We start from the raw sequence: 14223 nt of genomic DNA on the forward strand, positions 1-14223 counted from the left end.
GCGCCCATGACCTCCCCGAGCGAGCCCACGGCCGCGACCGGCACCGAGCTGCGGCGCGGGCCCTTCTCGGTCGGCGAGCGCGTCCAGCTCACCGACCCCAAGGGCCGGATGCACACCATCGAGCTCGCGCCCGGGAAGCAGTTCCACACCCACCGCGGGTGGATGGCGCACGACGACCTCATCGGCGCCCCCGACGGCTCCACCATCACCAACACCGCCGGGGTCGAGTACCTCGCCCTGCGGCCGCTGCTCTCCGACTACGTCATGTCGATGCCGCGCGGCGCCGCCGTGGTCTACCCCAAGGACGCCGGCCAGATCGTCACCATGGCCGACATGTTCCCCGGGGCCGTCGTCGTCGAGGCGGGCGTCGGCTCGGGCGCCCTGTCGATGTCGCTGCTGCGGGCCGTGGGGGAGACCGGCCGCGTGCACTCCTTCGAGCGGCGCGAGGACTTCGCCGACATCGCGATGGCCAACGCCCGCGCCTACTTCGGCACCGACCACCCGGCCTGGACGGTCACCGTCGGCGACCTCGTCGAGGCCCTGCCCCGCACGGTCGAGGACGGCACCGTCGACCGCGTCGTCCTCGACATGCTCGCGCCCTGGGAGTGCCTCGACGTCGTGGCGGCGGCGCTCGCGCCGGGCGGCGTCCTCATCTGCTACGTCGCCACGGCCACCCAGCTGTCGAAGGTCGCCGAGGCGATGCGCGACTCGAACACCTTCACCGAGCCGCAGGCGTGGGAGTCCCTCGTGCGCGGCTGGCACCTCGAGGGCCTGGCCGTCCGCCCGCAGCACCGGATGCACGGCCACACCGGTTTCCTCATCACCACGCGACGCCTCGCGCCGGGCACGACACCGCCCCTGCGCAAGCGCCGCCCGGGCAAGGGCTACGTCACCGGCGAGGACGCCACCGACGAGGACTGGACCTCGGAGGCCATCGGCGAGCGGGTGCCGTCGGAGAAGCGGGTGCGCAAGGTGCGCCGGGCCGTGACCGACACCTCCCGCCCGGTGGCCGATACCTCGCCCCCTGCCTGACCTTCGCGGGTTATCGTCGAGCATGAGCACCGACGAGCAGCCCCAGGCCGACCAGCCGGGCGCCCGCGAGCGCCTCGAGGCCGAGCGCGAGTCGCTCGAGGCCGAGATCGCCGCGCTCCGCTCGCGCGGACAGGCCACGCCGGCCCAGCTGCGGGCGATGGAGCGCGACCTCGCGCAGATCCGCTCGCAGGCCGCCACGCTCTCCGCGCAGAACGAGCGGCTGGTCCGCACCCTGCGCGACGCCCGCGAGCAGATCGTCACGCTCAAGTCCGAGGTCGACCGCCTGGCCCAGCCGCCCGCGGCGTACGGCATCGTCATCGAGACCTTCGAGGACGGCACGGCTGACATCCTCACCAGCGGGCGGAAGATGCACGTCGCGGTGAGCCCCTCGCTCGAGCCCGGTGAGCTCGCTCCCGGCCGCGAGGTCATGCTCAACGAGGCGATGAACATCGTTGCGGCACATGGCTACGAGGTGGTCGGTGAGGTCGTCCTGTGCAAGGAGGTCCTCGAGGACGGCCGCGTGCTCGTCGTCGCCCAGGCCGACGAGGAGCGGGTCTGCCGCGTCGCCGCGTCGCTCGACGGCCAGAAGATCCGGGCCGGTGACGCGCTGCTGCTCGAGTCGCGCTCGGGCTTCGTCTTCGAGCGGATCCCCAAGGCCGAGGTCGCCGACCTCGTCCTCGAGGAGGTCCCCGACATCGACTACTCCGACATCGGAGGGCTCACGGGCCAGATCGAGGCCATCCGCGACGCCGTCGAGCTGCCGTACCTGCACGCCGACCTGTACGTCGAGCACCAGCTCAAGCCGCCGAAGGGCGTCCTGCTCTACGGCCCGCCCGGCTGCGGCAAGACGATGATCGCCAAGGCGGTCGCGGCGTCCCTGGCGCGCAAGGTCGCCGAGAAGGAGGGGCGCGAGCCCGGGAAGTCGTACTTCCTCAACATCAAGGGCCCCGAGCTGCTCAACAAGTACGTCGGCGAGACCGAGCGGCACATCCGGCTGATCTTCCAGCGGGCCCGCGAGAAGTCGAGCGAGGGCTACCCGGTCGTCGTGTTCTTCGACGAGATGGAGTCGCTGTTCCGCACCCGCGGGTCGGGCGTCTCCAGCGACGTCGAGACGACGATCGTCCCGCAGCTGCTCGCCGAGATCGACGGCGTCGAGGGCCTGGAGAACGTCATCGTCATCGGCGCCTCCAACCGCGAGGACATGATCGACCCCGCGATCCTGCGCCCCGGCCGCCTCGACGTGAAGATCAAGATCGAGCGCCCCGACGCCGAGGCCGCTCGCGACATCTTCGGCAAGTACCTCATCCCCGGCCTGCCGCTGCACCCCGACGACGTCGAGCAGAACGGCGGCTCCGTGCCCGCCACGCTCCAGGCGATGATCGACGCCGTCGTCCTGCGGATGTACACCGAGGAGGAGGAGAACCGCTTCCTCGAGGTCACCTACGCCGGCGGCGACAAGGAGATCCTCTACTTCAAGGACTTCAACTCCGGCGCGATGATCCAGAACATCGTCGACCGCGCCAAGAAGATGGCGATCAAGGACCTCCTCGACACCGGCCAGCGCGGCCTGCGCGTCGAGCACCTGCTGCAGTCGTGCACCGACGAGTTCCGGGAGAACGAGGACCTGCCGAACACGACCAACCCCGACGACTGGGCGCGCATCTCCGGCAAGAAGGGGGAGCGGATCGTCTACATCCGCACCCTCATCAAGACCAAGGAGGGCACCGAGCCCGGCAAGTCGATCAACACCGTCGCGAACACGGGCCAGTACCTCTGACCCATCGGCTGCACGCCCTCGAGCTGCTGCCCGACGCGGCAGGCGCCGAGGTGGTGCGGCGCTCGTGGGGTGCGCTGCGCGACGCGGGGCTGCCCTCGCAGCTCGACCACCGGGGACCGACGAACGCCGTGCACCTCACCGTGGTCGCGGCACCGGTGCTGCCCGACGCCGCGCTCGAGGAGGCCCGCCGGGTGCTCGTCCCGATGCTGCCCGTGCAGGTGCGGGTGTCGGGGCTGCTGCTCCTCGGGGGAGCGCGGGTCACCGTGGCCCGCGCGGTCGACGTCGACGACGAGGTGCTGCGGGCGGTGCTGGCGGTCCGCGCCGCCGTGCCGGACCGCCAGCATCCCGGGTGGCTCCCGCACCTCACCCTGGCGCGGCGGCTGCCGCGCGAGCGGGTGCAGGAGGCGGTCGACGTCCTCGGGTGGGACGACGCGGTGCTCACCCTCGTCGAGCTGCGTCGCTGGGACCCCGACGCGGGTGTCGTCACCCCGGTCACCGGCGCCGACCCGGCGTGAGTCGAAGGTTGCCGGGTCCGGCTTTGCACAGGTGAGCCCGACGTGCGCACGATGGCGGGATGAAGCTCGGTCTGCAGGTCTCGCGGTTCTCCTTTCCCGACGCCCCGGCGTCCACCGGCGCCACCTGGCGGGCCATCGCCCGTGACGCGGACGCCGCCGGTCTCGCCTCGCTGTGGGTGATGGACCACTTCTTCCAGATCGCCATGGTCGGGCCGCCCGAGGACGACATGCTCGAGGGGTACGCGACGCTGGCCCACGCCGCCGCGGTCACCGAGCGGATCGAGCTGGGCACCCTCGTCACCGGCGTCACGTACCGCCACCCGGGGGTGCTGCTCAAGACGGTGACGACGCTCGACGTGCTCTCCGGCGGCCGGGCGTGGCTGGGCATCGGGGCGGCGTGGAACGAGGAGGAGCACCGCGGCCTCGGCGTGCCGTACCCGTCGACCCGCGAGCGGTTCGCCCTCCTCGAGGACACCCTCGAGCTGGCGCACCGGATGTTCGCCGACGACGACAGCCCGTTCGAGGGCGACGCCGTGGCGCTCGAGCGCCCGCTCAACCGCCCGCAGCCGGTGCGGCGCCCGCCGATCATGGTCGGCGGCGGCGGGGAGAGGAGGACGCTGCGGCTCGTGGCGCAGTACGCCGACGCGTGCAACCTGTTCGACACCGGCCTCGGGCCGGAGGGGGTCCCGCACAAGCTCGAGGTCCTGCGCGGCCACTGCGCCGACGTCGGCCGCGACTACGACGAGATCTCCAAGACGTGCCTCGCCGCGCTCACCCTCGACACCGGCGCGCCGCTGCCGTCAGGGGTCCACGGCCACTCGGTCGACGAGGCGGTGGAGCGGCTCGGCCGGCTCGGCGCGGCCGGCATCGACCACGTCATCCTCAGCACGGCCAACACCACCGACCCCGCCGCCTACGACCGCGTGGCCGAGGTCGTCCGCCAGGTCTCCTGACGGATCCTGACGGACGACCCGTGCCACCGGTCAGGCGGTGAGCGCCTGCCAGGTGTTCGACCCGACGATGCCGTCGTCGGGCAGCCCCTTCGCGCGCTGGAAGGCGCGCACCTGGGCGTCGGTGCCCGAGCCGAAGATGCCGTCGGCGCCCGTGGAGTAGCCCTTGGCCGTGAGGCACTTCTGGACGCCGATGACCGCCTCGCCCTGCGACCCGCTCTGCACGTTGACGATGAGCGCGGTCCAGGTGTCCTGCCCGACGATGCCGTCGGCGCTCAGTCCGCTCGCGGTCTGGAACGACCGCACGACCGAGGCGGTCCCGGACCCGAAGACGCCGTCGGCCGACAGGGAGTAGCCGCGCTGGCGCAGGAGGTGCTGCACGGCGCTGACCCGGAAGCCGGAGTCACCCTGGCGCACGAGGGTCCAGCCCGACGTCGGGGTCGGGGTGCCGCCGCCACCGCCGAGGGAGGCCGCGAGGGCGGGCAGGCGCGAGTCGCTCGGGCCGACGTTGATCTCGAAGTGCATCTCGTCCTTGCGGCCCGAGTAGTCACCGCCCCAGCGCACGACGCCGTTGCACCGGTTGAGGATGGTGCGGATCGCCGCGACCTGGGCCGAGGTGAAGGTGCCGGCCGCGCCGAGCGGGTGGTCGGGGGCGTTGACGTCGATCGCCGTGCCGCTCGCGTGGTTCGACAGGCTCGTGCTCCCGGAGATCTCGCGGTAGTTGTGGCCCCAGCAGCCGGGGGAGTACAGCGCCTCGACGGTGGCGTTGACCTGCACCGCCACGTAGCGCAGCACCGTGTAGACGTCACCGGTGCGCACTCCGGCCGGGAAGGTCGCGGCCCCCGCGGCGAGGCTGGAGAGCGGGATCTGGCTCGACGTCCCGGCGGTCCAGCCGTTCTGCGAGGTCGCGGCGAAGGCGCCTTCGGCACCGGCGGTGATGATCCCCCCGGTGAGGAGGAGGCCGCCCGCGCCGCGCAGCAGGGTCCGCCGGCCCAGGGGCGACCTGGTGGCTCCGGCCGGCGCCGCGGCGACGTCGAGGGGGGTGGTCGGGTCGTGGTGCTCACACATCGGTTCGTGACTCCTGTGGATCGGTGGACAAAAGGTCCCAACCGACTCGACGCTACGGAGGAAAGTCCCACCCCGCGACCGCAGGCGCCACATCATCCCCACGCGCCACACCGAGGGTCCTCGTGTCGCAGGACACGCCGATGAGCGCGCCTGCAGGTCGGCGTGTCCTGCGACCCGGGCGGTCAGGCGGGGAGGAGGCGGGCGACGAGGCGCCAGCCGAGGAGCAGCACCCCGAGCACCACCGTCGCCACGACGACGAAGGAGGGCGCGGTGCCCTCGGCCGCCACCCGGCGCAGCACCATCCCGACGACGACGGTGCACGCCAGGACGACCGCCCCGAACGCCAGCGACCGCGGCCCGGCGTCGAGCGTCACCGACGCCAGCAGCCACCCCGCCGCGGTTCCGACGACGAACGGCGCGGCGGTCCGCAGGATCCCGACGACGTCGAGCCCCTCCGCGTGCGAGCGCCGCCCCACCGCCGCGAAGACCACGACGAGGACGACGTCGAGCAGCCCGGGCAGCACCCGGCTCACGGGCGCACCCGGTCGAACAGCGTGTTCTGCCGGGGCGGCGCGTGCATCGGGTCGACGCCGTCGAACAGGCTCGACACCGACTCGCCGGCGTGGATCCGCTTGATGGCCTCGGCGAACAGCTCGGCGACCGAGCGCACCTTCAGCCCGGGCCACCCCGCCGGCGCCGGCACGGTGTCGGTGGTGACGACCTCCCGGACCATCGGGTGCGAGCGCAGCCGCTCCACCGCGGAGCCGGCGAACAGCCCGTGCGTGCACGCCACCGACGCCTCGGTGACCCCGCGGTCGGCGAGGCGGTCGAGGAGCTCGACGATGCTGCCGCCGGTCGCGATCTCGTCGTCGAGGACGATGGCCCGCTTACCCGAGACGTCGCCGACGATCGAGTCGATGACGACCCGGTCGTCGCTGAGCCGCCGCTTCGAGCCGGCCGCCACCGGCAGGCCGAGCAGTCGCGAGAACTGGGTCGCGTCCTTGGCGTTGCCCAGGTCGGGGGAGACGACGACGCAGTCGTCGAGCTCCTGCTCGCGGAAGTGGTCGGCGAGCACGCCGAGCGCCGTGAGGTGGTCGACGGGCACCGAGAAGAACCCGTGCACCTGCGGGGCGTGCAGGTTCATCGTGATGACGCGGTTGGCGCCGGCGGTGGCGATGAGGTCGGCGACGAGACGTCCCCCGAGCGAGATCCGGGAGGCGTCCTTCTTGTCCGAGCGCGCGTACGCGAAGTGGGGGATGACCGCCGTGACCATGCCGGCCGACGCACCGCGCGCCGCGTCGATCATCAGCAGGAGCTCCATGAGGGAGTCCTGGGTCGGCGGCACGAGCGGCTGCACGATGTAGACGTCGCGCTGGCGGCAGTTGGCCAGCAGCTGCGCCTGGAGGCAGTCGTTGCTGAACCGGGTGACGACCGACTCCGACAGCGGGACGTCGAGCTCGTCGCAGATGGCGTGGGCGAGACGGGGGTGCGCCGAGCCGGAGAAGACGACGACCTCGCGCATGGCCGCAGCCTATCCGGAGGTCAGGCCCGGTTCAGGGCCGCGGAGAGCGCGGTCACGAGCTCCCACCGCTGCTGGCGGACCAGCGCGGGTGCCGCACCGGGCATCGCGGCGAACCCGTGCGGCATCCGGAGGTAGTTCGTCAGGCGCACCGGCACCCCCGCGGCCTCGAGGGCCGCGGCGTACCGGACGCCGTCGTCGCGGATGGGGTCGACGTCGGCGACCTGCACCAGCGCGGGCGGCAGCCCCTCGAGGTCGCCGAACAGCGGGGAGAGGAGGGGTCGCGCAGGTCGTGGCCCGGCGCGACGTAGTGGTCGCGGAACGCGTCCATCGCCCGGCGGTCCAGCAGGGGGGCGCGCCCGTGCTCGCCCACCGACGGCGACGACATCGTGAGGTCGGTCGCCGGGTAGACCAGAGCCTGGTGGCGCAGCGCCGTGATCCCGGCGTCGCGCAGCACCTGGGCGACCACCGCCGCGAGGTTGCCACCGGCCGAGTCGCCGGCCACCGCCATCCGGGAGGTGTCGGCGCGCAGGACGTCGCCGTTCACCTGCACCCAGGTCGTGGCGTCGACGCAGTCGAGCGCGGCCACCGGCGCGCGGTGCTCGGGCGCCATCCGGTAGTCCACCGACACGACGACGCAGCCGACCTCACGGGCGATGAGCGTGCAGACGGGGTCGTAGTTGACGACGTTCCCGAGCACCCAGCCCCCGCCGTGGAACCACATGACGACGGGCACGTCGGCCTGCCCGTCGCGGATGGCGCGGGGCCGGTAGATCCGCAGCGGGATCTCGTGCTCGTCGCGCGCCGGCGCCGTGCCGTAGGTGATGCCGACCGCCGGGTCCGCGCGCCCGACGACGCGGGCCGCGATCCCGCCGAGGAGGCCGCTCGTGGGCCACGCTCCGGCGCGGGCGCGCTGGATCCCGTCGTGGTCGAGGTCGGCGACCGAGGGCCGCAGCCCGTCGACCAGCGCCGTCACGACGGCACTTCGGGCGGACAGGCGGTGGTAGGTGCGCACGCGGAAAGTATCGTCGAGCCATGACCGTGCGCCGCGTGATGGGGATCGAGACCGAGTACGGCATCGTCGTGCCCGGGGACCCGGGCGCCAACCCGATGGTCGCGTCGGGTGACGTCGTCACCGCCTACGCCGCCTCGCGCGGCATCCGGCCCGCCCGGGCGAGCTGGGACTACGCCGACGAGGCACCGCTGCGCGACGCCCGCGGGTTCGACATGGGCCGCGGCCTGGCCCACCCCAGCCAGCTCACCGACGTCGAGGACCCCACCCTCGCCAACGTCGTCCTCACCAACGGCGCCCGGCTCTACGTCGACCACGCCCACCCCGAGTACAGCTCGCCCGAGGTCACCAACCCGCGCGACGCCGTGGTCTGGGACCGCGCCGGCGAGCTCGTCATGCGCGAGGCCGTCGCCCGGCTGGCCACCGTGCCGCCCGGCGTCAACCTCTACAAGAACAACGCCGACGGCAAGGGCGTCTCCTACGGCACTCACGAGAACTACCTCATGGCGCGCTCCACCCCGTTCGCGAACATCGTCAAGCACCTCACCCCGTTCCTCGTCGTGCGCCAGGTGATGAGCGGGTCCGGCCGGGTCGGGATCGGCATCGACTCGCGGACCCCCGGCTACCAGATGGCCCAGCGCAGCGACTTCTTCGAGGTCGAGGTGGGCCTGGAGACCACGCTCAAGCGGCCGATCATCAACACCCGCGACGAGCCGCACGCCGTCGCCGACCGGTACCGCCGGCTGCACGTCATCCTCGGCGACGCCAACCACTGCGACGTCGCCAACCTGCTGAAGATGGGCGCCACCTCGCTCGTCCTCGGGATGATCGAGGCCGACGCCCTGCGCGACGACCTGTCGGTGCGCCGCCCCGTGGCGACCCTGCAGGAGGTGTCGCACGACACCAGCCTGCAGGCCAAGGTCGAGCTCGTCGACGGCCGCCGGATGACCGCCCTCGAGCTCCTCACCGAGTACCACGACCGCGCCCACGCCTGGGCCCACGCCGTCGCCGACGGCGAGCCCGACGCCGACACCGTCGAGGTCCTGCACTGGTGGGGCGTCGTCCTCGACAAGCTGGCCCGCGACCCGATGGAGGCGCGCCGCGAGGTCGACTGGGTCGCCAAGCTGGCCGTCCTCGAGGGCTACCGCGAGCGCGACTCCCTCGGGTGGGGCGACCCGCGGCTCAAGGCCGTGGACCTCCAGTGGTCCGACGTGCGGGCCGACCGCGGCCTGGCCCACCGCCTCGCGGCGACCGGCCGCGTCGAGGTGCTCGTCGACGAGGCCGACGTCGTCCACGCCGTCGACCACCCGCCCACCGACACGCGGGCCTGGTTCCGCGGCGAGTGCCTGCGCCGGTTCGCCGACGACGTCGTCGCCGCCTCCTGGGACTCGGTGATCTTCGACGTCGCGGGCTCGCGCACGCTCCAGCGGGTGCCGATGCTCGAGCCGCTCAAGGGCACCGAGGCCGGGGTGGGCGACCTCGTGCGCAACGCGCCCGACGCCGCATCCCTCCTTCGGGCCCTCGCCGCGGCCGGTGCGGAGGACTCCGAGCGCGACGCCACCGAGGTCTGAGCACCGTCCGACCCGTGGGCCACGCCGCGCCCCTCGCCACGGCCGCACGGTCGGCGGACTAGGCTCGGAGGCAGTCGAACCCGAGGAGGGGTCAGCATGGCCGGTCAGGAGCAGGTGAGGCCGCAACGCCGCGACGACGGTGGGCCCGACGACGCGCCGGAGCCCGCAGCCGCGGCCCCGCAGGTGCAGACGAGCGAGATCGACGACATCCTCGACGAGATCGACGGCGTCCTGGAGTCCAACGCGGAGGAGTTCGTCCGCGGGTTCGTCCAGAAGGGCGGCCAGTGACCCCCGGACCCGACGGCGGGCGGCTGCCCTCGGCCTACCTGGTCCCGGGCTCGTCCTCGTTCACGGAGTTCCTCGCGGCGCAGGCGCCGGCGATGCTGCCCTCGCAGCGCTCGCTGCCGCCCGGTGCCGCGATCGAGGCCCCGCACGGCACGACCATCGTCACCCTCACGTGGGACGGCGGTGTCGTCATGGCCGGCGACCGCCGCGCGACGATGGGCAACCTCATCGCCAACCGCGACATGGAGAAGGTGTTCGCCACCGACGAGTACAGCCTCGTCGGCATCGCGGGCACGGCCGGGCTGGCCATCGAGCTGGTCCGCCTGTTCCAGGTCGAGCTCGAGCACTACGAGAAGATCGAGGGCACGCTGATGTCGCTCGAGGGCAAGGCCAACCGCCTCGCCTCGATGATCCGCGGCAACCTCGGCATGGCCATGCAGGGCCTGTCGGTGGTCCCGGTGTTCGCCGGGTACGACGTCGGTGACGGCCGCGGCCGGATCTTCTCCTACGACGTCACCGGCGGCTGCTACGAGGAGCACGACCACCACAGCGTGGGGTCGGGCTCGCTCTTCGCCCGCGGTGCCCTGAAGAAGCTCCACCGCCGGGGCGGGACCGCCGAGCAGGCCATCGCCACGGCCGTCGAGGCGCTCTACGACGCGGCCGACGACGACTCCGCCACAGGTGGCCCCGACCTCGGCCGCCGCATCTGGCCCACGGTCGGTGTGGTCGACGACGACGGCGCCCGGTTCATCCCCGACGCCGAGCTCCAGCCGGTCGTCGAGGCCATCGTCGCGGCCCGTGCCGACAACCCGGGAGGTGCCCGATGAGCGCGGGGATGCCGTTCTACGTCTCGCCCGAGCAGCTGATGAAGGACCGGGCCGACTTCGCGCGCAAGGGCATCGCCCGTGGCCGCTCGGTCGTCGTGCTCGCCTACGACCACGGCATCGTCTTCGTCGCCGAGAACCCCAGCCGGGCGCTGCACAAGGTCTCCGAGATCTACGACCGCATCGCCTTCGCCGCGGTCGGCAAGTACAACGAGTTCGAGAACCTGCGGGTGGCGGGCGTCCGGTACGCCGACCTGCGCGGGTACTCCTACGACCGCTCCGACGTCACCGCCCGCGGCCTGGCCAACGCCTACGCGCAGACCCTCGGCACGGTCTTCACCCAGGAGTCCAAGCCCTACGAGGTCGAGATCGTCGTCGCCGAGGTCGGCACCACTCCGGCCACCGACCAGGTGTACCGGCTCACCTACGACGGCTCGGTCGCCGACGAGCACGGCTTCGTCGCCATGGGCGGGGGAGCCGAGCAGATCGAGGCCGGGCTCACCGAGCGCTGGCGCGAGGGGCTGCACCTGTCCGAGGCGCTGAGCCTGGCCGTCGAGCTCCTCGGCACCGACCCCGCCGGCGGTCCGGCCCGCGAGCTCGCTCCCGAGCAGCTCGAGGTCGCGGTCCTCGACCGCAACCGGCCGCGGCGCACCTTCCGGCGGATCACCGGGTCCCTCCTCGAGCGCCTGCTGTCCTCCGAGGACCCCACCCGTGACGCCCCGCCGGTCGACGACTCCGCCGCGTCGACCCGGGACGCCACGACCAACCCGCAGACCCAGCGGCCCGAGCGGGACGGCACCGAGGCGTGAACACCCCCGGGGGCCGCCGGATCTTCGGGATCGAGAACGAGTACGGCATCACCTGCTCCACCGGGGGCCAGCGCACCCTCACCCCGGACGAGGTCGCGCGCTACCTGTTCCGCAAGGTCGTCGCGTGGGGCCGCTCGAGCAACGTCTTCCTCACCAACGGCTCGCGCCTCTACCTCGACGTCGGCAGCCACCCGGAGTACGCCACCGCCGAGTGCGACTCGGTGCGCCAGGTGGTCGCCCACGACCGGGCGGGGGAGCGGATCATCGAGGGCCTCGTCGTCGACGCCCAGCAGCGGCTGCGCGAGGACGGCGTGGCCGGCGACATCTACGTGTTCAAGAACAACACCGACTCGGCGGGCAACTCCTACGGCTGCCACGAGAACTACCTGGTGACCCGGGCGGGGGAGTTCGCCACGATCTCCGACACCCTGCTGCCCTTCCTCATCAGCCGGCAGATCACCTGCGGCGCGGGCAAGCTCGTCGCCACCTCCAAGGGCGCCACCTACGCCGTGAGCCAGCGCGCCGACCACATCTGGGAGGGCGTGTCGTCGGCCACCACCCGCAGCCGGCCCATCATCAACACCCGCGACGAGCCGCACGCCGACGCCGAGCACTACCGCCGCCTCCACGTCATCGTCGGCGACTCGAACATGAGCGAGGCCACGACGATGCTCAAGGTGGGCTCGTGCGACCTCGTGCTGCGGATGATCGAGGCGGGGGTCGTCATGCGCGACCTCACCCTCGAGAACCCGATCCGCGCCATCCGTGAGATCTCCCACGACCTCACCGGCCGACGCACCGTGCGCCTGGCCAACGGCCGCCAGCTGAGCGCCCTGGACCTCCAGCGCGAGTACCTGGCCAAGGCCGTCGAGTACGTGCAGCGCGAGGGCGCCAGCGACCCGCTGCACCACCGCGTCCTCGACCTGTGGGACCGCACCCTGACCGCGGTCGAGACGGACAACCTGGCCCTCGTCGGCACCGAGATCGACTGGGTCATCAAGTACCGGCTCCTCGACGAGTACGCCACGAAGCACGGGCTCGACCTCGACCACCCCCGTCTGGCCCAGATCGACCTCGCGTACCACGACATCGACCGCAGCCGGGGGCTGTTCTACCTGCTCCAGCGCCGCGGCCGCATCGCCCGCGTGGTCTCCGACGCCGAGGTGTTCGAGGCCAAGGTGCGCCCTCCGGCCACGACGCGGGCCAAGCTGCGCGGCGACTTCATCCGCGCCGCCCAGGAGCACCGTCGCGACTTCACCGTCGACTGGGTGCACCTCAAGCTCAACGACCAGGCCCAGCGCACGGTGCTGTGCAAGGATCCGTTCCTCGCCTCCGACCCCCGTGTCGACCGCCTCATCGAGGGCATGTCGCTCTAGTCGTCCAGCCTGCTCACAGGCCGCGATGCGGGTTCTCGAAGGCTCCACCGTTATCGTGGATGGCTGTTGTCCGCTGGACCCCAGCACCCCCGATCGAAGGTTCGCACCCGTGCCCCGACGCCTCACCACCCTCCTGTCCGCCTCGGTCCTCGCCGGCGCGCTCGCCCTGAGCGGCTGCGGCGAGGAGACCCCGAGCGCGGGCTCCGCCGCCCTCAGCGCGGTCACCGTGAACGGCACCGACGGGAAGGCCGCCCCGACCGTCAAGGTCGCCTCGCCGCTGAAGGTGACCAAGACCGAGTCCAAGGTCGTCACCGAGGGTGACGGCGCCGCCGTGCTCAAGGACGACCTCGTCTCCATCCAGGCGATGATCGTCAACGGCCGTGACGGCAAGGTCGCGCACAGCACCTGGGAGTCCGGCCCCGTCGGCCTGGACCTCGGCGACGCCGCGCTGTTCCCGTCGTTCAAGACCCAGCTGCCCGGCAAGAAGGTCGGCAGCCGCGTCGTCATCACCTCGACCCCCAAGGACGCCTTCGGCGACCAGGGCAACACCCAGCTGGCCATCGCCAAGGACGACCCGGTCGTCTTCGTCATCGAGATCGTCTCGGCCTCGAAGGTCCTCGCGCAGGCCGAGGGCACCGCCGTCGCGCCGAAGAAGGACCTCCCGACGGTCACGATGAACGACGGCAAGCCCGCCACCATCACCGTCCCCAAGGACGTCAAGGCCCCGACGAAGACCGTCGTCCAGCCGCTCATCGAGGGCAAGGGCGCCGAGGTCAAGGCCGGCCAGACCGTGCGGGTCGCCTACACCGGCGCGCTCTACCGCAACGGCGAGGTCTTCGACTCCAGCGCCAGCCGCCCGGAGCAGCCGTACTTCGAGTTCCCCCTCGGCCAGGGCCAGGTCATCAAGGGCTGGGACGCCGGTCTGGCGGGCCAGAAGGTGGGCAGCCGCGTGCTGCTCGTCATCCCGCCCGCCGACGGCTACGGCTCGGCCGGGTCGGGCGCGAAGATCAAGGGCACCGACACCCTCGTCTTCGTCGTCGACCTCCTCGCCGCGTACTGAGCAGACCCACCACCGCACACCCCGAGAAGAGAGGCCTCTGTCGTGAGCACCGAGCCCACCCGCCCCGAGATCGACTTCCCCGCTGACGCCCCGCCCGCCGACCTCGTCATCGAGGACGTCACCGTCGGTGACGGCGCCGAGGCCACCAAGGGCAGCACCGTCTCCGCCCACTACGTCGGCGTCGCCCACTCCACGGGCGAGGAGTTCGACGCCTCCTGGAACCGCGGCGCCCCCCTCGACTTCACCCTCGGGGTCGGCATGGTCATCCAGGGCTGGGACCGCGGCATCGACGGGATGAAGGTCGGCGGCCGTCGCAAGCTGACCATCCCGCCGCAGCTGGCCTACGGCGACCGCGGCGCCGGTGGCGCCATCAAGCCGGGCGAGACGCTGATCTTCGTCGTCGACCTCGTCGACGTGCGCTGAGC

General features: G+C 72.4%; 16 protein-coding genes. 11 read left to right on the forward strand and 5 right to left on the reverse strand.

Annotated elements, in window-relative coordinates; all coding sequences use genetic code 11:
• Nucleotides 1–6: 6 nt before the first annotated feature.
• From ACFLFB_RS10315 to ACFLFB_RS10330, 4 genes are all read left to right on the forward strand, one after another.
• Nucleotides 7–1032, forward strand: coding sequence for a tRNA (adenine-N1)-methyltransferase (locus ACFLFB_RS10315; protein WP_392542085.1), 1026 nt, complete (start codon nucleotides 7–9; stop codon nucleotides 1030–1032).
• Between the two features lie 157 nt (nucleotides 1033–1189).
• A complete protein-coding gene (gene arc / locus ACFLFB_RS10320; protein ID WP_392545411.1) occupies nucleotides 1190–2809 on the forward strand; it encodes a proteasome ATPase in 1620 nt (539 codons plus the stop codon).
• Between the two features lie 53 nt (nucleotides 2810–2862).
• On the forward strand, nucleotides 2863–3324 hold the full coding sequence (locus tag ACFLFB_RS10325) for a 2'-5' RNA ligase family protein (protein ID WP_392542086.1): 462 nt from the start codon (nucleotides 2863–2865) through the stop codon (nucleotides 3322–3324).
• Nucleotides 3325–3383: 59 nt separating this feature from the next.
• Entirely contained in the window at nucleotides 3384–4277 is an 894-nt protein-coding gene (locus tag ACFLFB_RS10330) for an LLM class F420-dependent oxidoreductase (protein ID WP_392542087.1), read from the forward strand.
• A gap of 30 nt (nucleotides 4278–4307) precedes the next feature.
• On the opposite strand, the gene ACFLFB_RS10335 is transcribed toward ACFLFB_RS10330, so the two are convergent.
• The 5 genes from ACFLFB_RS10335 to ACFLFB_RS10355 all read right to left on the reverse strand — a co-directional run bounded on the left by ACFLFB_RS10335 (nucleotide 4308) and on the right by ACFLFB_RS10355 (nucleotide 7876).
• Nucleotides 4308–5342 carry a peptidoglycan-binding protein gene (locus ACFLFB_RS10335; protein WP_392542088.1) on the reverse strand — a complete coding sequence of 345 codons (1035 nt, stop codon included), beginning with the start codon at nucleotides 5340–5342 and terminating at the stop codon, nucleotides 4308–4310.
• A 182-nt stretch (nucleotides 5343–5524) separates the two neighbouring features.
• On the reverse strand, nucleotides 5525–5875 hold the full coding sequence (locus ACFLFB_RS10340) for a DUF3054 domain-containing protein (protein ID WP_392542089.1): 351 nt from the start codon (nucleotides 5873–5875) through the stop codon (nucleotides 5525–5527).
• Entirely contained in the window at nucleotides 5872–6864 is a 993-nt protein-coding gene (locus tag ACFLFB_RS10345) for a ribose-phosphate diphosphokinase (RefSeq protein WP_392542090.1), read from the reverse strand. Before ACFLFB_RS10345 ends, ACFLFB_RS10340 begins: the two co-directional genes overlap by 4 nt.
• A gap of 20 nt (nucleotides 6865–6884) precedes the next feature.
• Nucleotides 6885–7091: an alpha/beta hydrolase gene (locus ACFLFB_RS10350; RefSeq protein ID WP_392542091.1), complete on the reverse strand. Its 207-nt coding sequence runs from the start codon at nucleotides 7089–7091 to the stop codon at nucleotides 6885–6887.
• Nucleotides 7004–7876 carry an alpha/beta hydrolase gene (locus ACFLFB_RS10355; RefSeq protein ID WP_392542092.1) on the reverse strand — a complete coding sequence of 291 codons (873 nt, stop codon included), beginning with the start codon at nucleotides 7874–7876 and terminating at the stop codon, nucleotides 7004–7006. The genes ACFLFB_RS10350 and ACFLFB_RS10355 overlap by 88 nt, the downstream gene beginning before the upstream one ends.
• Before the next feature lie 20 nt (nucleotides 7877–7896).
• Here ACFLFB_RS10355 and dop point away from each other — a divergent pair, with 20 nt between their 5' ends.
• The 7 genes from dop (at nucleotide 7897) to ACFLFB_RS10390 (ending at nucleotide 14221) form a co-directional block, all read left to right on the forward strand.
• A complete protein-coding gene (dop, locus tag ACFLFB_RS10360; RefSeq protein ID WP_392542093.1) occupies nucleotides 7897–9444 on the forward strand; it encodes a depupylase/deamidase Dop in 1548 nt (515 codons plus the stop codon).
• Between the two features lie 96 nt (nucleotides 9445–9540).
• Complete coding sequence (locus ACFLFB_RS10365) at nucleotides 9541–9732, forward strand: ubiquitin-like protein Pup (RefSeq protein ID WP_392542094.1); 192 nt, start codon at nucleotides 9541–9543, stop codon at nucleotides 9730–9732.
• The gene (prcB, locus tag ACFLFB_RS10370; RefSeq protein ID WP_392542095.1) at nucleotides 9729–10556 is read left to right on the forward strand and encodes a proteasome subunit beta; all 828 of its coding nucleotides are present in this window, start codon (nucleotides 9729–9731) and stop codon (nucleotides 10554–10556) included. Before ACFLFB_RS10365 ends, prcB begins: the two co-directional genes overlap by 4 nt.
• On the forward strand, nucleotides 10553–11362 hold the full coding sequence (prcA, locus tag ACFLFB_RS10375) for a proteasome subunit alpha (RefSeq protein ID WP_392542096.1): 810 nt from the start codon (nucleotides 10553–10555) through the stop codon (nucleotides 11360–11362). The genes prcB and prcA overlap by 4 nt, the downstream gene beginning before the upstream one ends.
• Nucleotides 11359–12738 carry a Pup--protein ligase gene (gene pafA, locus ACFLFB_RS10380; protein ID WP_392542097.1) on the forward strand — a complete coding sequence of 460 codons (1380 nt, stop codon included), beginning with the start codon at nucleotides 11359–11361 and terminating at the stop codon, nucleotides 12736–12738. The genes prcA and pafA overlap by 4 nt, the downstream gene beginning before the upstream one ends.
• Nucleotides 12739–12847: 109 nt before the next feature.
• Nucleotides 12848–13798 carry an FKBP-type peptidyl-prolyl cis-trans isomerase gene (locus ACFLFB_RS10385; RefSeq protein WP_392542098.1) on the forward strand — a complete coding sequence of 317 codons (951 nt, stop codon included), beginning with the start codon at nucleotides 12848–12850 and terminating at the stop codon, nucleotides 13796–13798.
• Nucleotides 13799–13840: 42 nt separating this feature from the next.
• Entirely contained in the window at nucleotides 13841–14221 is a 381-nt protein-coding gene (locus tag ACFLFB_RS10390; RefSeq protein WP_392542099.1) for an FKBP-type peptidyl-prolyl cis-trans isomerase, read from the forward strand.
• Nucleotides 14222–14223 lie beyond the last annotated feature (2 nt).

The sequence above is a fragment of the Oryzobacter telluris genome (assembly GCF_043099285.1).
Taxonomy (GTDB): domain Bacteria; phylum Actinomycetota; class Actinomycetes; order Actinomycetales; family Dermatophilaceae; genus Oryzobacter; species Oryzobacter telluris.